Annotated in this window: 16 protein-coding genes; 3 read left to right on the top strand and 13 right to left on the bottom strand. The window is 52.9% G+C overall.

Features of this window, described 5'->3' with window-relative positions:
• Positions 1-12 precede the first annotated feature (12 nt).
• Positions 13-960, top strand: a complete 948-nt coding sequence (locus NF683_RS20185; protein WP_253920796.1) for an ABC transporter substrate-binding protein — start codon at positions 13-15, stop codon at positions 958-960.
• On the opposite strand, the gene NF683_RS20180 is transcribed toward NF683_RS20185, so the two are convergent.
• The 5 genes from NF683_RS20180 to NF683_RS20160 all read right to left on the bottom strand — a co-directional run bounded on the left by NF683_RS20180 (position 951) and on the right by NF683_RS20160 (position 6,013).
• Positions 951-1,784 (bottom strand): alpha/beta hydrolase, encoded by an 834-nt coding sequence (locus NF683_RS20180; protein ID WP_253920795.1) that lies wholly within the window; start codon positions 1,782-1,784, stop codon positions 951-953. The two genes, NF683_RS20185 and NF683_RS20180, sit on opposite strands and share 10 nt — an antisense overlap.
• Before the next feature lie 104 nt (positions 1,785-1,888).
• Positions 1,889-3,490 (bottom strand): BCCT family transporter, encoded by a 1,602-nt coding sequence (locus NF683_RS20175; RefSeq protein WP_193068313.1) that lies wholly within the window; start codon positions 3,488-3,490, stop codon positions 1,889-1,891.
• 194 nt (positions 3,491-3,684) lie between these two features.
• A complete protein-coding gene (locus NF683_RS20170; protein ID WP_253920794.1) occupies positions 3,685-4,140 on the bottom strand; it encodes a thioesterase family protein in 456 nt (151 codons plus the stop codon).
• The gene (locus tag NF683_RS20165) at positions 4,140-5,096 is read right to left on the bottom strand and encodes an L-carnitine dehydrogenase (RefSeq protein WP_253920793.1); all 957 of its coding nucleotides are present in this window, start codon (positions 5,094-5,096) and stop codon (positions 4,140-4,142) included. The genes NF683_RS20170 and NF683_RS20165 overlap by 1 nt, the downstream gene beginning before the upstream one ends.
• Positions 5,093-6,013, bottom strand: a complete 921-nt coding sequence (locus NF683_RS20160) for a BKACE family enzyme (RefSeq protein WP_089037557.1) — start codon at positions 6,011-6,013, stop codon at positions 5,093-5,095. The genes NF683_RS20165 and NF683_RS20160 overlap by 4 nt, the downstream gene beginning before the upstream one ends.
• A gap of 125 nt (positions 6,014-6,138) precedes the next feature.
• Here NF683_RS20160 and NF683_RS20155 point away from each other — a divergent pair, with 125 nt between their 5' ends.
• Positions 6,139-7,608 carry an amidase gene (locus NF683_RS20155; RefSeq protein WP_253920792.1) on the top strand — a complete coding sequence of 490 codons (1,470 nt, stop codon included), beginning with the start codon at positions 6,139-6,141 and terminating at the stop codon, positions 7,606-7,608.
• Positions 7,609-7,637: 29 nt separating this feature from the next.
• On the opposite strand, the gene NF683_RS20150 is transcribed toward NF683_RS20155, so the two are convergent.
• The 6 genes from NF683_RS20150 to NF683_RS20125 are packed head-to-tail and all read right to left on the bottom strand — an operon-like array spanning position 7,638 to position 13,504.
• Positions 7,638-7,919, bottom strand: coding sequence for an amphi-Trp domain-containing protein (locus tag NF683_RS20150; protein WP_125749407.1), 282 nt, complete (start codon positions 7,917-7,919; stop codon positions 7,638-7,640).
• Positions 7,920-9,260, bottom strand: a complete 1,341-nt coding sequence (locus NF683_RS20145; RefSeq protein WP_253920791.1) for a metallophosphoesterase — start codon at positions 9,258-9,260, stop codon at positions 7,920-7,922.
• 18 nt (positions 9,261-9,278) lie between these two features.
• On the bottom strand, positions 9,279-9,971 hold the full coding sequence (locus tag NF683_RS20140) for a histidine phosphatase family protein (RefSeq protein WP_253920790.1): 693 nt from the start codon (positions 9,969-9,971) through the stop codon (positions 9,279-9,281).
• Entirely contained in the window at positions 9,971-11,086 is a 1,116-nt protein-coding gene (locus NF683_RS20135) for an HprK-related kinase B (protein WP_253920789.1), read from the bottom strand. The genes NF683_RS20140 and NF683_RS20135 overlap by 1 nt, the downstream gene beginning before the upstream one ends.
• Positions 11,083-11,985 carry a GAK system ATP-grasp enzyme gene (locus tag NF683_RS20130; protein WP_253920788.1) on the bottom strand — a complete coding sequence of 301 codons (903 nt, stop codon included), beginning with the start codon at positions 11,983-11,985 and terminating at the stop codon, positions 11,083-11,085. The genes NF683_RS20135 and NF683_RS20130 overlap by 4 nt, the downstream gene beginning before the upstream one ends.
• Positions 11,978-13,504 carry an aminoglycoside phosphotransferase family protein gene (locus NF683_RS20125; protein ID WP_253920787.1) on the bottom strand — a complete coding sequence of 509 codons (1,527 nt, stop codon included), beginning with the start codon at positions 13,502-13,504 and terminating at the stop codon, positions 11,978-11,980. The genes NF683_RS20130 and NF683_RS20125 overlap by 8 nt, the downstream gene beginning before the upstream one ends.
• A 143-nt stretch (positions 13,505-13,647) precedes the next feature.
• On the opposite strand from NF683_RS20125, the gene NF683_RS20120 reads away from it, so the two are divergent.
• A complete protein-coding gene (locus tag NF683_RS20120; protein ID WP_253920786.1) occupies positions 13,648-14,946 on the top strand; it encodes a GAK system CofD-like protein in 1,299 nt (432 codons plus the stop codon).
• Positions 14,947-15,120: 174 nt separating this feature from the next.
• On the opposite strand, the gene NF683_RS20115 is transcribed toward NF683_RS20120, so the two are convergent.
• Entirely contained in the window at positions 15,121-16,620 is a 1,500-nt protein-coding gene (locus tag NF683_RS20115; RefSeq protein WP_253920785.1) for a sodium:solute symporter family protein, read from the bottom strand.
• Between the two features lie 156 nt (positions 16,621-16,776).
• Positions 16,777-17,169 (bottom strand): RidA family protein, encoded by a 393-nt coding sequence (locus NF683_RS20110; protein ID WP_038485767.1) that lies wholly within the window; start codon positions 17,167-17,169, stop codon positions 16,777-16,779.
• Between the last annotated feature and the right edge of the window lie 2 nt (positions 17,170-17,171).

Below are 17,171 nucleotides of genomic sequence, written 5' to 3'. Positions count from 1 at the left end.
GAGGACATTATAATGAAGAACGTACTTGTTGGTTTTAAGGGTATGTCAGCACTTAGCGCCGCTGGGGTGGCAGCGCTTGCGTTGTCAGGGCCCGCCGCAGCCGACCTTGATGAAGTACGGTTTGGTGTTCCTCCCTGGCCAGGTGTCACCGTGAAATCTGAAGTAGCAGCGCAGTTGATGGAAGCGATGGGCTATCAAACAAGTCAGCGTGACTTGGCCGTAAGCGTGATTCTTGAGGGGTTAGCGCGCAACGATGTGGACGTCTATCTGGGCGGCTGGTATCCGGTACAAACCGATATGGTAGAGCCTCTGGTGGCTGATGATAAAATTGAAAAAGTGGTCTCCAATATCCAGGGGGCGAACTCTGGCCTGGTGGTTCCTCAGTACGTTTACGATGCCGGTGTGACATCGGTGGCCGACCTGGACGCCTACCGTGACCGTTTCGACGGTGATATTCAGGGCATCGAGGCGGGCACCGGGATTAACACGGCCATTCTGGCGGCTATTGATAATGACATTGCAGGCTTAGGAGACTGGCGCCTGCGTGAAAGCTCCACCGCCGCTATGTTGGCGCAGGCAGAGCAAAAGATGGCGGATGAAGAGTGGGTGACCTTTGTTGGTTGGGAGCCCCACTGGATGAACGTCAGTTTCGACATAGCTTATCTGGATGATGCCGATGAGGCGGGCATTGCCCAAATTGAGAGCACTGTTTGGACTATCGTTCCGGCCAATATGGCTGAAGATGATCCCCAGCTGCATCGTTTTCTTTCACAGTATGTAGTGGATATTGAGGATCAAAACGCGTGGGTGCATGACTACAGCTATGAGGATCGTCCCGCCAACGAGGTAGCGTCTGAGTGGATTAGTGCTAATTTAGACACCGTAGAGACATGGCTGGATGGCGTGACGACTAAAGATGGGCAGCCAGCGATACAGGCGGTACGTTCGACTTACCAGTAACCAATATTTCGTGTTAACCGTTTGTTAAGCGCTTGGCAAAAATCTTGCCAAGCGCTTTGCATTTCAGGCAGGTCCGCGTGGGCATGCAATGCCGCATGAACCATGTTTTTTGCACAGCGATAGCCTACCGGTATACCGTTGTTCCTCCAGTCCGCAATGGCTTTTTCGAGCGGTGCGGTCAAAGGGTCGTGCTCAACTGAAAGAACCTCAATCTGCGTTTCCGGTGGAAGTGTATCGAAGTGGTTCCCAATCCACGGGCAGTAGGCAATGAGTGACAAGACATCATGTCGGCTAAGTAACGGCGCATTGGCCCCCAGCGTTTGCTGGTTTAGTTTGCCGACCGGCGGATAGATGAGTCCTAACAGCACAGAACGATGCAGTAAGGGGGCTAAATCTATGGCTATGCGACCGCCAGCGCTGTCACCGACTACTGCAATGGGCTTTATGGCTTTAGCAACCTTGAAGCAGTCTTCTAGCATGTTGTGGTAGCTCGCCTCGGGCGCTAAGCGGTAGCTAATGCTGATAACGTGACGCTTTAGCTGCTCTGCTAGATTTGCTGCTACCCCATGGTGGCTGTCGATAGACCCCAGGGTAAACCCACCTCCATGAATGTATAGCACTTGGCCAAACTGAGCGGATGCAGGGATAAAGTGTCGGAGGACGATGCTTTCCCGCGCTTCGTCAGTGATTGTCATGCCTGACGGATTAGGTGGTGCAAACGTTTGGCATAGTTGGTCGTAGCGCTGTCGTGCTACTGCAGGAGAGCCATTTTCGATATCTTTTAAGCCCGCATCGAAGCGGGTTATAAAAGCGTTAATGTCCATTAGCGGCTCCACCAGTCAGTCGTTACTGCGTTGGTTTGATGCTGTCTCTCACTGACAATCAGGCGCTGCCGTTAAGCACGCCTGATGTCATCGGGATGGTTAGATCAACGCCTTCTGCGCTGTGCATCGAGCGTTTCGCGGAACAGCGAAATCAGCACACCAGCCGTCATCACTAGCACTACAACACTGAGTGGCAGGGCGGCTGCAATAAGGGCTGTTTGCAGCGCCGTAAGACCACCGGCAACCAGCAGTACCGCCGCCACTAAACCAATCACCACGCCCCAGAACACTCGGAAGCGTTTAGGCGGTTCATTATCACCTAACGATAAAATGGTGGTCAGCACTAACGTGCCGGAGTCTGAAGAGGTGACAAACCAGCTCATTAGCAGAAATACCATCATGGCGGAGAGTATCCAGCCAAATGTGCCGCTGCCGACAATGCCATCAGCCGTGGCAAACAGCGCTGAGGGTAGGTTCCAAGCGTTAACCAGCTCGATGATACCGGCGCTGCCAGGGCCATTCGTTGCATATAACTCCTGATACATGGCGTTGCCGCCAAAGATGATCAGCCAAACAAAAATGATCAGGGTAGGTACTAACAGAACGCCCAATACAAACTCGCGTAACGTACGGCCTTTAGAAATTCGCGCGATGAAAAGACCGACAAAGGGAGCCCAGGCTAGCCACCAGCCCCAGTAAAAGATTGTCCAACCTTGTTGCCAAGCGGCGGTTCCTTCCTCATCAGCGTACCAAAGTCCCATGGGAATAAAATTGATAGCGTAGTCGAGCATGGTTTCGCCGAATGCCATGATGAGCCACAGCGTGGGGCCTGCAATTAGGAAAATGCTCACGACCACTAGGGACACCCAGATATTCATCTCGGAAATAAGACGAATACCGCCGCGTACGCCGGATACGGCTGAGAGTATTGAGATAACTGAAATACCCGCGATAAGTATTAACTGGGTATTTAGCCCTGGGTCGACACCTATTAGCCGTTCTAAGCCAACGGCCATTTGGCTAACCCCAAGCCCCAGCGAAGTAGCGACGCCAAAGACGCAGCCCAGCACCCCAAGGATATCAAACAGGTGGCCGATAGGGCCGAAGATGCGTTCACCGATAAAAGGATAAAGCGCCGAGCGCAGTGCGAGCGGCAACCCTTTTCGATAAGCAAAATACGCCAGCGACATACCGACAATCACGTAGATGGCCCAGCCGTGAAGGCCCCAGTGAAAAACGGTGACGCGTAACGCATCGATAGCGCGCTCGTGACCGATGGCGGCGGCACCGGCCATGTCGGCATGAGGGTTGTTGGGATAGCCAAAGGCGCCAGTATCGTCAAGGTAGAACACGGGCTCAGCGACGCCAAAAAACAGGATGCCAATGCCGATACCTGCAGAGAAGAGCATCGAGAACCACGCAAAGTTGCTGAACTCTGGGCGGCTGTCGTCAGTGCCAAGCCTTACGCTTCCATAGCGGCTGAAGACAATGAAGGCGCAGACTGCTAGTAGCAGCATGACGGTAATTAGGTAATACCCGCTAAACGTGCTCTCGATCCAGGCGCGAGTTGCTCCGAACACGCTGCCCGCTGTATCTGAGCCAAGCCCGGTGAAAAGTACGAAGAGCAGCACTAGGCCGCTAGCGGTTAGCGTCATTCCCTTGTGCATGCCTTGGAAGAAACCGCCTTGGGCGAGCTCTGTCACCATGTAGTCTGTACTGAGTTCGGCCTTGGGTGAGTTGTTATGCGAAGGCGGCGTGGGTCGGTGAGGGGAAGTTGGCGTAGCGATATGCTTGTCCTCTTGGGCCGGACGTCGGGCCGGCAATCCCGGTCAACCGTCCGTGCTGGCGGACGGTTCTCATTATTTTTAGTGTTGCTTTGCTATGTGGTTTTGCTGTGTCGTTATCGCCGTATGGCAATAGTGCGGCCGGCCAACTCTGGCCAGGCCGAAGGCTGAGCTTGGGGTAGAGCTGCAATGGCTTCTTCAACGGGGGCCGGGAAAGGCGCAGGGCGAGCGGTATTGATATCAATGCCCATCAGCATCTGCTCGCTGGTGGCAAGTAGGTTGCCTGTCTCATCCTGTAGCTTGAAGAAAACATGCAGGCGTTTGGTATCGTGATCCAGCAGGGTCAACGCTACGCTGAGTGGTTGCCCTTCGTGGGCCTCGCGGCGATAACAAAGATGCGTCTCAAGGGTGTAGATCGTGCAGCCGTAGCATGCTCGGCCTGCGCTATCTAAGCCGATATGCTCCATGAGTTCTTCTACTGCCAGTGAGAAGACCCGGGCATATTCGGCGTCGTTCATATGGCCGTTGTAGTCGACCCACTCTGAGGCAACGCGGCTTTGTAAAATAATCATTAGATACGTCCTTCCAAACCTTCGGCTTCAGGCCAATATTTTTGTACTAAGCCGAGCAGTTCCACCAGAAAGTCATCACGGCGGCGATCCAGCTCGGCCACTGAGCGACCAGCGGCTTGATGCTCGCAGCCTTCTACCACGCGATCAATCAGCGCGTTGGTAAGCTCGGGAGCTTCAAGCTTTGTCCACGGTAGTTTTAGCGCCGGACCGAACTGTTCAAGCATGTGGCGCATCCCTGACTCGCCACCAGCCAAATGAAAGGTGAGAAAGGTGCCCATTAGTGACCAACGCAAACCACAGCCGTAGACGACGGCGGCATCTATCTCTTCGGTTGTTGCAACGCCATCATTGACTAGGTGCAGCGCCTCACGCCAGAGCGCTTCCATCAGGCGGTCAGCAATATGCCCCTCAATTTCCCGGCGCACGACCAGCGGGCGCATGGCGAGTGTTTGGTAGAGGGCCTGGGCACGCGCTAGCTCGTCAGACGTGGTGGCTTCCCCGCCCACCAGCTCTACGAGTGGCAGTAAATAAACGGGATTAAAGGGGTGTGCGACGATCACGCGGCCCGGTGCCCGTGTGCAGGCATGTTGCAAATCGGTGGGTTTGAAGCCGGATGTTGACGATCCGATCAAGATATCTGGAGCTGCTGCGGCATCCAGGGCGGCAAGCACCTCACGCTTCAGCGCGAGTCGCTCGGGTACGTTTTCCTGGATCAGGTCGGCACCTTCAACAGCGGCCTCAAGGCTTTCCACGAAGCGCAGCCGCTGGGGGCTGGCGCCCTCGGCTAGGCCCTGGCGCTGCAAAGATCCCCATGCATTCTCAACGAAGGCGCGAGTACGCAGTGGCGCATCAGGGGCTGGATCAAAGGCCACGACGTCCCAGCCCCGAGCCAGAGCGCGCGCGATCCAGCCATTGCCAATCACCCCTGTGCCTATAACCGATAGCTGTTGACTCATGCCTGACCTTCCGTGGTTAGTGCGTTGGAGTGGCTGCTATGCGGATCGCGCAAGTTGAGGTGCACGCGAGTTTCTGCGGGTGTCATCACTCGGCCTCCCAGGTTGTCGATGACAGTGGCGGCTTTCTCAACTAATTGCCCATTAGTCGCCATTACGCCCTTTTTAAGATAAAGATTATCTTCAAGACCGACGCGGGCATGGCCGCCTAGTAGAACTGCCTGAGCCACCATGGGCATCTGATGTCGACCGATGCCGAAAGCTGCCCACTGAGCGTTTTCTGGCAGTTTATTGCGCATGGTCAACATCGTTTCAGTATCGGCTTCAGCGCCCCAGGGGATGCCTAAACAAAGCTGATAAAGAGGATCGCCATCGATCAGTCCTTCCTGCTGTAGCTGGCGTGCGAACCAAACGTGGCCCAGGTCGAAACATTCCAGTTCTGGCTTGACGCCAGCGGCCTGCACCAGGCGGGCGTGCTCGCGTAGCCAGTCGGCAGGGTTTACGTAGACCATGTCGCCGAAGTTGAGGCTGCCGCAGTCTAGGGTGCAGAGTTCGGGCAAAAGCTCACCGACTGGCTCATGGCGTTGGGCGGGCGTCTGGATATCCGTGCCGGGGCCGCCGCGTGTGGGGTCCTGGGCGTCAGGAATCCAATCACCGCCACCGCCAGCAGTAATGTTCATGACAATATCCACCTCGGCCTCGCGCACACGCTGCATCACCTCACGAAAATGCTCGAGAGAGTGGCTGATGCCGCCGGTTTCAGGGTCACGGACATGGATATGCGCAACGCTGGCACCGGCTTTGGCTGCGGTAATACAGTCGTTAGCGATTTGTTTAGGTGTGATAGGCACATGTGGGTTTTTGCCGGTGGTATCGCCTGCGCCGGTAACAGCGCAAGTTAAAATAACGTTGCGGTTCATTGGCCGCTCCTTGAGAGTGGTTCTAAGTAACGTGCTTCAGTATGGCTAAATAGCGTGATGATAATTGACAATAAGCGACGTTAAATATGCACAAAGCGTCGTTATTGATAAGTGGAGTTAATGCGATGCATCTTGAGGATTACCAAAAGTTTGACGCCACTGGCCTTGCTGACCTGATTCGCCGCCGAGAGGTAAGTCAAGCGGAGGTGTTCGATGCGGCAGTAGCTGCGATTGAAACGCTTAACCCCTCTCTTCATGCAGTGGTTCGAACACGCTTTGAAAAAGCAAAGCATGAGTGTGACCAAGTGTTGGAAAACTCGGTGTTTGCGGGTGTCCCCACGCTAAGTAAAGACTTATTGATGGCACTAGCAGGCGAGCCGCTGGCGTTCGGAAGTGCATCGTTATCAGCGTGGTGCCCTAAGCAAGATTCGCTGCTTATTCAGCGTGCGCGGGCGGCTGGGTTAGTGGTGATGGGGCAAACGGCCACGCCGGAATTAGGACTAATGGGGATTACAGAGCCTAAGGCATTTCCTCACCCGCAAAACCCATGTCGAGAGGGCTATTCCCCAGGCGGATCAAGCGGAGGTGCCGCAGCGGCGGTCGCTAGCGGGATGGTGCCTATCGCGTTGGCAGGCGATGGTGGTGGTTCTATCCGCATTCCCGCCAGTTATTGTGGTTTGTTCGGTTTTAAACCTTCTCGCGGGCGGGTGCCGTTAGCGCCTGCCCACGGCGAAGTCTGGCAGGGCGCGGTGGTCGAGCACGCCATCACTCGTAGCGTGCGTGATAGTGCAGCGTTGCTAGAACAGATTAACGGCATGGCGCCTTCTGGCCCTTACCCAGTACTGCGGGAAACGGGCTATGTGGATGCCTTATCAGCCTCTTCTAAGCCGCTGCGCATCGCCGTGTCGCTGGGTAATTTTTTGAGTTACGGACTGGATACCCAATTAAGTACCGATGTGAAAATAGCGGTTGAGAAAGCCGCAAAGGCACTGGCCGACATGGGGCATGAGGTGGAGTGGTGTGAGCCACTGGTTGATGGCGATGCCTTGGCCGATAGTTACCTGACGCTCTACCTTGGCCATTTAGCCGCTGATCTTCAGTGGGTAAGCCAGCAAACCGGTGTGCCGGTGCATCGGTTAGCCATTGAGCCATCTACCCGCGCCGTTGGCAGGCTGGGCGCTAAGCTTTCGGCGAAAGCTTACGAGCTAGCCAAGCGCTATTGGCACGAGGCTGCCGAGCAGATGAGCCAGTTTCACCAGCGTTATGACGCCCTGGTGTTGCCGGTAACCGCGGATACTGCTCCCAAAATAGGCGAGCTGTACCCCTCTGCGGCTCGCGAGCGATTAATGTCTCTGTTAGCGGTTCCTGGTGCATCAGCGCTGGCACTAAAAGCAGGGGTGTTAAAGCACCTGGCGGTGGATGCGCTCAGCCGCACCCCGTTCACGCAATTGGCGAATCTTACCGGTCAGCCTGCTATGTCGGTACCTTTCCATGTGGCGGCCAATGGATTGCCCGTTGGGGTGCAAGTGGTAGGGCGCCTGGGTGAGGATAAGCAACTATTACAGCTGGCGGCGGATATGGAGCGCAGTGCGTAGCGGTCGCCTAGCGGGCATAGCTGATGAGCTCACCGTTTTCCGGCGCTGGTTTTGATTTTTGGTGGTGTATCGGAAATTTTTTTCTCTTTGGTACGCCATTTAATCTTCACTTCCACTTCCTGTTTATCGCCTTCATCGCTTGCCCGCAGGGAAACTTGCAATAGCTGTTGAGGTGAAAGCACTAGGTCATCGCCACTTTCCTGAAAGGCTAATTCGCCTTCTTTGATGGCATTTGCCAGAGCGACCAAAAGCGCTTGGGTTGACTGACGATCCAGTAGTGAGTCGTGGCTGAACTTAGTTTTTGACTTCATTTAGTTCGCTCCCGCCAGTTTGCCTTTGTGGTTGGGTTTGAACACTTTTGCCTGGGGGTAATCGCAGCTAAGGCCTATAACACCGCGTTTTTTATCAATGAGTGTTACTCCGACACCCTGGCCATCTAGCCCTTCATTTTTTCTGGAGTGAGCATCCAGAGTGATATCGGCTTCGATATGGATGAGACCGTTTTTAAGCGTTACTCGTTGCCCAAAGTGCTGGTTGATATGACCGTGAACGAGTACTTGAATACCCGCCCGGCGAGCAACGTTGGCGCCGTACGGAGTAAGGGGTAGGTCGACTTTGCGATATTTCGTTCTGAAGGTATTGGCGAGTGAGCCATAATAAAAGCTGAATAAATTTTGGCCCAACAGGTTTTTTTTGAAGGCTTGATTGGCATGCTTTACGCCATGATTAGCGAGTAGTTCGGCCATCTTGTCGTCAAGACCAGCATGCAGGAACAGAAATGAGCCACGCTTCTTTACGAGCTGCATCCGGCGAAAAAACCAGCCAAACTCGCCTGATTGTTTTAGGAACAGTGAGCGGCATTTCATAGCAGCTGCGTAGACTTGCTGGAGTGATAGGTCGACTTTTGCGCAATGTGCCTCAAAACTCTGGGCTTTGCTCTCCATCTTGCTAATTTCACGATCGATACCTTCAGGGGTAAGAAAACCTGCGGCATAGAAAGGGAAGTTCTCGAACCATGCCTCGCTTGGGAACAGGGCTTTACGGCATGCTGCTTCAGAAGGTATCTCTCTGTCCCATTGAGTATCTGCTAAGTACTGGTCGAAGACTTCTTTGAACAGTGGAACCACTTTCTTTCCCATGCGAACAAAGAGATGCTGGCTTCCGGCATCCGTCTCGCGTTTCAGGGATAGTAGCCCCATGAGCAAGCGTAAATCATGGTTGCCGGCAAGCAGGGTGATGTTCGCGTTGAGGCGGTATAAGTGAGCTAAACTGCGTAGCATCGTCAGGTTGCTCGGCCCTTTGTCCAGACAGTCTCCACCCACCACAATTTCCGCTTTTGTACCGAACTTTGTCAGCTCGTATTCACACGGGTGGGGCCCATCTCGCTCAATCACCCCTGCGGCAATTAATGAGGCCTCAAAAGCCTCGGCATCGGCGTGAGGGTCGGAGATAAATACGACAGGCTGCTTGGGCCAGGCAAAGCAGCTTTTCCGTGAACGCTTTAGAAAGGTGCTCAATGCATCATCATGGTTGACCGAGCTTTGGTCATTAGGCCAGGGGACCCAATCTGTCGGCAGGCGCGCCAAGATAGCATCATGATACGGTTGCTTGCTTACCTTTGGAATAAAGTCCAACGCGGTCATCGTCGCCATCTTATAAGTTGCCACCTTTTAATCGATTGGGTCTGCCAAGTGCCGGTGCTTCCAGTTTCCATACAATCGGTTCCAGCCATCCGCCTGTTGCTCGTAAACGACGGGATGCCCGTGAAACATACTTAACCGCTTAATATCGCTGAAGTGTATGACATTTAAATGATAGCTAGCGTGACGTATGGATGCGCCATGGCCAACAACCAGCTGTAGTCGGTTATCCGTTGCGCATCGTGATGGTGTCTTTAAAAGTGCTGTTAAGTGTGCCGCGACTCGTTCGCCTGCTTCGATCAGGGATTCTGCACCCTCGAAAGGCAGCTTGAAGTGGCTGGCTGATTTCCAGCCTTCTGGTAAGGGCGTTAGGCGAGGATCCTGGGCAACGATCCTTTCTATTTCCTTAACACTGAGGTTGGCCAGCGCTCCAACACTGCGTTCACAAAGGGCTGAGAAGCAGCGTGAGTATGGGGGATCTGTAAAGAGTGTTGCTAGCTCTTCGCGGTAGATCTCAGCTGTTTGCCAGGCTCTTAACAGTGTCGAGGAGTGTATTTCGCTATTCAGTTGGTAGCCTGACGTAGATAGCCACTCGCCGAATTGCCGAGCTTGCTGTCTAACGTCTGCTGCCCCTTTATCGGTCAGCGGATAAGGCTGTAGAGCGCTGGGTGTGTCCGCCCGTTGTGCGTACTCACCATGCCTGATTAGGGCCAGTGCCACCATCAGAGAATGCCTTTGGCTTGCAGTAGTTCAATGGCACGCTCAAAGTCTATGCTGCCGGTAAGGCGCAGCACCTGAACGCCCCGTAAGTTATCGGTATAGGTCTCGACAGATTGAGTCTGTTCGGGAGGGAAACGGCCATCCGCCTGCTGAAAAAATGCTCCTGGGCTTTTGCGTAAACCCTCAAGTGCCTCTGGCGTTTTCTCGCTATCCACACTGCTCAAACGTGTGGGTTCCATTGAGCTTAAGGACCAGTCAAGGAGTACCAGATTACGTAGCTTTCCGGAACTAGCTGTTTTGTTCTCGCCGTAGGCGTTGGGGATCAGCACATCATATTTCTGCTCAAGATCCCACAGCTGACTTTTCGGCATGCGGTCCAACTTGGCGCATTCCTCGCTGGTAAGCAGCGCAACCAAGCGTTCAGAGTTAAGCAGCGTGCCTGGGTTAACGCGCGGATGTTTGGCGACACCGATAACGTTGACCTGACCCTCTTGTGGCTTAAACAAAATCCGATCATTAGAGAGAAAGCGCGCTTTTTCACTCTCTAGCGCTTTCAGCATTAATGTCGATTTGCCGCCACCTGAACTCGCGGCAATGGCGGTGGTACTGCCATTAATGTCAAAGGCTGATGCGTGGCCCAATAGGTAGCCGTCACGCTGATGATAATTAAGAAACTGATTGTTTATAAAATTGACTACTTGAGATCGATGTTGGGTTAAATCGCCAGTCGCAACCGGGTCGGTTAACGACTGGAATAGCACCATTCCCGTACGTACTTTATGTATCCAGCGTCCTTTCGGTGTGTCCACATAGGCTTCTTTTAGGCCAAGAGAACTGCTTTTGTTGCGCTTAACGGGCATCCAATCGATCCCGCTGGTATCAAACTGCCTATTGAGCAGGAATATCCGCTGTTCAGCGTGAAGAGGGGACGTGTGAGGGGAGAGCGTGTGAGGAGAGGTACTTGCCGTCAAGCTGGCGTAGTACTGCTTAAGATAGTCCAGAATAGCTGGATTATCAGCCAGCACATGCAGTGTTAGTCCGTGGAACACCAACGGTAGCTCGTAGAGACAAGCAGCCTTAGCCAGCATTATTTGCTTCTCATCAAACAGATGGGTCATTCGGCGGCCTCTGCTTCAAGTTGGCTAAGAACATAATCACATAACTTTTCGCTGGCATCGATGCCACAGCCTTTTAACGCGCCGCTAAATCCGCCAAAGGCCGAAACCTCAAATACCACAGGGCCCTCATCGGTCAATGCAATATCTACGGTGGTAAAGCTCAGCGTGAAGCATGACTGGGCTTTTTGGCCAAGCTCAATTAGCTCCTGGCTTGGCTCGTAGGCTTGATACTTACCACCGCTGTGTATCGTTGTGTTCCATGCATCGCCACTGGCAACACGGGCATAAGTGCATAAATACTGGCCGCCCAGAAAGACCATGCCTAAATCCTGGCCACCTAAGTTTACGAATTTCTGTAGATAAAAAAGTCCATGTTTAGACTTAAACTTATTCAACTTTTGGGTGTTGGTCGCGACGCCGTCGGACGCTTTTAACACCACCATGCCTCGGGCTTTGGTCGAGTAGAGTGGTTTTAGGATTGCTTTTCCGAACACCTTGATGGCCTTTAATGCAGCCTCAATACTTTCTGTAACACGTGTTGATGGTAGAGCAATGCCGCCCGCGGCCAATGCGCCAGTGCCCTCAAGACGATTAATTAAACGCATTACCTCGCTTGGGCTGCTGAAGCAGCGCACACCATCCGCTTCAAGGCTGTTAAGCATCCGCAAACGATCGTCTGCAGCAGGGGAGTACGTTTCGCTTATTTTTTTGATGATCACCCCGTCAAGCTCGTTGAGAACAATGTCTCGGTAGCGTAGCTTGCCTGTCTCTAGCTCTAGCACTACTTCAGACATATCGACGATGCAGCGGAAGCCGGTGTGCTTTTCCAAGTGATTTGCAAGAACTTCGGTTGACCACTTGCCAGGTATCCCGATAACTGCAATCCGCTTTTTAGTCATTAAAAATGTCCTCTAGGGGAAACCTGTAGTTCTCAAGTTCTTCAGGGTTCAGAAGTGTGATTGCTTCTAGCAGGTAGCTCGCTCTTAGCGCGAGTCGGTTGGCAAAGCTTTTGTCATATATAAAGCGCGTGGATGTCGCAAAGGAGCGCCCTAATGCAATGGCTAGACGCGCATCAAAGTTTGTATCTTTATTGTCTTTGGCAAATCGACACGCAAATTGATATAGCTGTCGGATCAATGCCATTAACTCGGCCCGTGGGGAAACATCCATAATGGGCAGCCGATAAATGGATGCCATGAGTACTGATAAGTCCTGAACATAGTCAGAGTAAGAGGCTCGGTGCAGATCGATAAAATAGATACGGTCTTTGAATTCGTCATAAATAATGTTGTCGACGTTGAAGTCACCGTGGATCAGGACTGAAAACGGTGCCCGGATGTGCTGCTCAAGGTTTTCAACGTGATCGATCAACTGGTCAAAGCTTGGTCGAGACAGTCCACAAATTAGCTGGCCCGTACTAAGCAGGTTGGGGTGAGTGTGGCGGGTTTCCGGCATCCGTTTACGCAACTGCTGCATATACTTGGGCTGAGCAGACTCGTTGGTACGTGACGTCTTCCAGATTTTTCTCAACGTCCGCTGGAGTGTGCGGGTAAGTTGCTTGGCCGATTTCCACTGGCCGTTTAACAGCAGCGATTCAAGCGTCCGGCCGGGGAGATGTTCGATCACCATCGAACCCAGCTCATCCCCCTGCTCGACATGATGCGAGAGCACCGTGGGCGCCACCTTGGGGTAGATCCGCTTCCATTGGTCTACCCCGTAAAGCTCTTCAATTACTTTCTGACTTTCCCCCTCTTTGTAGACTGCCATCATTTTGCCAGAGGTGGCGTGCTCGGCTTTAAGGGTAGCGATGGTGCTGCCGCTGCGGGTAAGCGCCAGCCGCTCAACGGTAAAATCGTCACTCTGGGCGGTCATTACGTGAGCGGCGTTTTGCAGCTGCTTGTAGTTTTGTAAGCGTACGGCGGGGCCAAAGTTGGCGGAGAGTAGGGCGTCGGCAAGCTCCGAAAGTAGATGAATCATGCGGTGAAGTTGAAAATCTACTACGGCGTTGTTACGCATGCCCGAAGCGCCAGGCTCGAAAGCAGCGGTTAAGCGGGCGGTTATTTTGGGAATTCGGTGACCGACTTTCAGGCCTTGTCGAGTGTTTGCATCATCGACATTAATCATCACCAACTTCAATGATTTACCTATCGATCGAATCAGCTTGGCATACTCTTTACGTGACTTGTCTGGGAGCTGTTTCAGAGCATTGATAGCGGTAAACTCTTGGCAGGCCTGCCCCAGTTGGTCAAGCAATCTTGCCAAGCGCTCAAGCGACTTGGATTGTTGAAAACCTGCACCGTCGACTTTACGTCGATGTACATCAACCGCTACGGCAAGTTCAACTTTCTCCAGTAGCGTGTTCCGGTAACCCTTGCGATTAATTAGGCGTCGCGCAATAGAGCCACTTGGCTGAGTCACATAAACTTCAACTAACTCGAAGTGATTTTCGACTTCGAATCGTAGAAAATAAAAATGCTCTAGAATTGATGCGTTGATAGACTGCCTCACCGTAAAAAGTGTCAATCAAGGGGGGATTACTATAAGTAACTGTGCCATTTTTTATGTTACGTTTTCGTTACAATTCAAAGGGTTGTATGAAGAAAAATCGCTTTACTTGTGCTCATGTTAATATGCCCCGAGAGCTTTCTCAGGGGCAGGATTTGCGTCTTGCCAGATACCGTAAAACGCCGGAACTAGGGCCAAAAATACTTTTTTTCAGCGGTGGTTCGGCACTCAGGCACTTCTCTGAGGTGCTGACAGACTACACTCATAATTCGATTCATCTTGTGACCCCTTTTGACTCTGGTGGCAGCTCCGCCGAATTGCGTCGAGCTTTTGCGATGCCTGCCGTTGGAGACTTGCGAGCTCGGTTACTTTCATTGGCTGACGATTCGGTGACTGGCCATCCTGACGTTGCTGCACTGTTTTCGCATCGTCTGACGGCTAATGAGCTGAAAGAAAGCGAAGAGAAGGCCGTGCTGGAGCAAAGCCTACAGGCACTGGTGAGCGCTAAGCATCCACTGCTCAAGGCGATTGCAGAGCCTATGCGGTCGCTGATTCAGAGTTATATCACTGCGTTTTATAAACACATGCCACAGGATTTTGACCTCGCTGGGGCCAGCGTGGGGAACTTGATCTTGACCGGTGGCTACCTTATTCACAATCGCTCACTGGACCCGATTGCTTTTCTATTTGGTCAGCTCATCAAAACACGCGGCACTGTTCGCACAACAACTGACGCTGACCTTCAGCTAGAGGTGTTGTTAGAGAATGGCCAGACAATTATCGGACAGCATTGCTTTACCGGCAAAGAAACAGCAAAAATTGATTCACCCATTAAATCGATAAAACTATCGGGGGAAGCGGATGATATCGATACTTTGGATGTCTCCAAAGTTTGTAAAGAAACTCGCTTACTCATCGACTCTGCTGAGCTGCTGGTTTTTCCACCGGGTAGTCTTTACAGCAGCATTATTGCCAATTTACTCCCCAAAGGTGTGACCAAAGCATTGGCTAAAAATCCAGCGCCGAGGGTGTATGTGCCCAGCTTGGGAACCGATCTTGAAACGTTTGGGATGACGTTGGTTGACCAGATCAGAATGCTCAATCACCACTTGTCACTCAAACCAGTGCCATTCAAGTCTATGTCATTCAAACCTCAAGCGAGGTCGCCAGAACGACCCTTAATAGACTTTCTGCTGTTTGATTCGCAGTTACTGAGTGTTTCAACTGAGCAGATGGAAATCATCAGTAAGCAGATGGGTATTCAAATTATCGATACGGATCTTGCAGCGGATAACGCTGATATAGACCGTTACGATGACGTTAAGTTGGCAGAAGCCCTACTTGGTCTTACCTAATCCCCCGCTAAATCCAAAACAGTGTTGAACCCGCCAGAGACTTCCCCGGATTGTCTCGACTCGTAAGGATGCCCAATGGATTATCGATCGCGTGCCCAGCCCCGCCAATGGGTTATAAAAGCCCCGCTGAGGTAATTCATCAGCGGGGCTTTTTGGCGCACTACTGGCTAATAATTAGCGAGATGCAGCGGGCACTTCATCACTGGTGAGTGTTGGCTCGGGCACTTGCTCCATTCGCTGGCGCTCTTGGTCAAGAATCGCTAGCGCCTGCTCCGGGGTAACGCGGGAAGCGGGTGTCACTAGACTTACCATCACGCCTGCTACCAGTGCTACAAGCACCGCAGGAATGCTTGGGTTACCCCAGAAGGCTGTCCAGTCTCTATTGGCGATAATCGTTAAAGAAGTCACCGACGCGCAAATTAGCGTGGCGATCGCGCCCTGCCAGTTGTAGCGGGGCCAGAAGCGACCGAGCATGGCACTCACAAACAGTCCTGACAGAATTGTCGAGATCATACGGGTGATGTAGGTGATGACATTATCCGAGGCTAGTGCGAACAGCAGTGCCAGACCAATGGTTGCTACGAGTGCAATACGTGAGAAGCGCACAACATTTCGTGCGGAGGGCGTGCGGCCCGTTGCCAGCACATACAGATCGCGAATCAGCGTGGAAACGCCGGCAATCGCATCGGAGCTTGCACTCGACATGGTGGCGGAGAGGCCTGCTACCAACAGCAGTAAGCCCAGCCCAAGTGGCATGATTTCAGTGGCTAGAAAAGGGAAGGCGTAGTTGCTGTTTTCGAGCCCAGGGTTAAGCGCGTGGGTGGCCATACCGATAATCGCGGGAATGATCGAAAAGCCCAAGTAAAGAACGCCGGTGATTAAGAACGAGCGGCGTACCGAGCCCACTGATTTACCTGAATAGATGCGCTGACGAAAGGAGGGCGTAGCAAGCACGCCGATAGCAATAACGGCGGCAAGTGACAGCGCCGGTAGTCCGCCAATCTGACCAATGCCTAGAAAGCTAGCGGCGCCCGCATCCATACCTGCTGTAAGACCTGAGAAGCCGCCAACCTCGATCAGTGCCAATATTGCCATCAAGATAAAGCCCGCGAACAGTACGACCGCTTGAATAGTGTCAGTCCAGATAACTGCGAAATAACCGCCGACCACGCAGTAAATGCCGAAGCCCAGAGCAACCAGAATACGCGCAGTCGTTAGATCAATACCCGCCATCCAAGAGAGGTAAAGGCCACCGCCAAGAATATGGGCGCCCAGCCAGCCTATACAGGCAATATAGATAAGTAGCGCGACCACATTGCGCACCAACCGGTTGGCGCCGACGTAATAGGCGAGTTCCTCGCTCATAGTCATAAAACGCAGCTTACGAACGGGGGCAAAACACACGGCGAGTAGTAAAACTCCAATTGCGCCGCCAATGCCATATAAAGCGCCTGCCCAGCCGTTGGCATAACCGAACCCAACGGCACCCATGCTTGAACCAGTACCTACCATGGTGGCAACCGTGGTGCCGACGGTAAGAAAGAGCGGTACGCTTCTCCCGCCGAGCAAGAAGTCGTCACCGCTGCTGCGTTTGTGTCTTGAAATCCACCAGCCAAACACAATCATGGCGACGATGTAGAGCACAAAGGTGGTAAGGAATAGTTGGCTGTTCATGTTAACCTCTTATCGTTGTTGATCCGGCCGTTGCCGCGGCCGGAGGTAGGCAATGGAAGCGATTACCGCAGGGCTTTTATCTGAATCACGCGGTAATCTGGCGCTGTGCCCTTGCCGGGGTACGGCGCTTTTTTTGTGGTAGTTATTTTTAGGTGTTTAGGCGCGATCAGCGCGGAAGCACTTCACGTCAACCTCAACTTTGCAATCCACCACCAAGTCTTGAACGCTGCAGATGCGTGCCGGTGGGTTGTCGCCAAAGACCTCCTTAAACACTTTGTTGAAAGAGCTGAAATAGCGCGCATCGGTGAGCACGGTGGTGACATGTACGACATCTTCAACGCCGTAACCAGCTTCATGCATAATGGCCAGGCAGTTGTTGAAGGCGAGGCGAGTCTGCTCAACAATGCCGCCTTCAACGACTTCGCCATCGGTCATGGGAGTTTGGCCGGAGACGTATAGCCAGCCACCTGCCTCTACAGCGCGGGCAAAGGGCAGCTTCTGACCGCCGGTGCCTACGCCGCCTTCGGTGCCGTATCGTGTAATGCTCATGA

It is taken from the genome of Halomonas sp. MS1 (assembly GCF_024182575.1).
In the GTDB taxonomy this organism is placed as follows: Bacteria; Pseudomonadota; Gammaproteobacteria; order Pseudomonadales; family Halomonadaceae; genus Vreelandella.
Note: the sequence above shows the minus strand (reverse complement) of the source record. Positions and strands in the feature narration are given on the sequence as shown.

Coding starts and splice junctions, on each gene's coding strand:
- NF683_RS20185 (WP_253920796.1), top strand. CDS start 13: ATGAAGAACGTACTTGTTGGTTTTAAGGGTATGTCAGCACTTAGCGCC.
- NF683_RS20180 (WP_253920795.1), bottom strand. CDS start 1,784: ATGGACATTAACGCTTTTATAACCCGCTTCGATGCGGGCTTAAAAGAT.
- NF683_RS20175 (WP_193068313.1), bottom strand. CDS start 3,490: ATGGTGACAGAGCTCGCCCAAGGCGGTTTCTTCCAAGGCATGCACAAG.
- NF683_RS20170 (WP_253920794.1), bottom strand. CDS start 4,140: ATGATTATTTTACAAAGCCGCGTTGCCTCAGAGTGGGTCGACTACAAC.
- NF683_RS20165 (WP_253920793.1), bottom strand. CDS start 5,096: ATGAGTCAACAGCTATCGGTTATAGGCACAGGGGTGATTGGCAATGGC.
- NF683_RS20160 (WP_089037557.1), bottom strand. CDS start 6,013: ATGAACCGCAACGTTATTTTAACTTGCGCTGTTACCGGCGCAGGCGAT.
- NF683_RS20155 (WP_253920792.1), top strand. CDS start 6,139: ATGCATCTTGAGGATTACCAAAAGTTTGACGCCACTGGCCTTGCTGAC.
- NF683_RS20150 (WP_125749407.1), bottom strand. CDS start 7,919: ATGAAGTCAAAAACTAAGTTCAGCCACGACTCACTACTGGATCGTCAG.
- NF683_RS20145 (WP_253920791.1), bottom strand. CDS start 9,260: ATGGCGACGATGACCGCGTTGGACTTTATTCCAAAGGTAAGCAAGCAA.
- NF683_RS20140 (WP_253920790.1), bottom strand. CDS start 9,971: ATGGTGGCACTGGCCCTAATCAGGCATGGTGAGTACGCACAACGGGCG.
- NF683_RS20135 (WP_253920789.1), bottom strand. CDS start 11,086: ATGACCCATCTGTTTGATGAGAAGCAAATAATGCTGGCTAAGGCTGCT.
- NF683_RS20130 (WP_253920788.1), bottom strand. CDS start 11,985: ATGACTAAAAAGCGGATTGCAGTTATCGGGATACCTGGCAAGTGGTCA.
- NF683_RS20120 (WP_253920786.1), top strand. CDS start 13,648: ATGTTACGTTTTCGTTACAATTCAAAGGGTTGTATGAAGAAAAATCGC.
- NF683_RS20115 (WP_253920785.1), bottom strand. CDS start 16,620: ATGAACAGCCAACTATTCCTTACCACCTTTGTGCTCTACATCGTCGCC.
- NF683_RS20110 (WP_038485767.1), bottom strand. CDS start 17,169: ATGAGCATTACACGATACGGCACCGAAGGCGGCGTAGGCACCGGCGGT.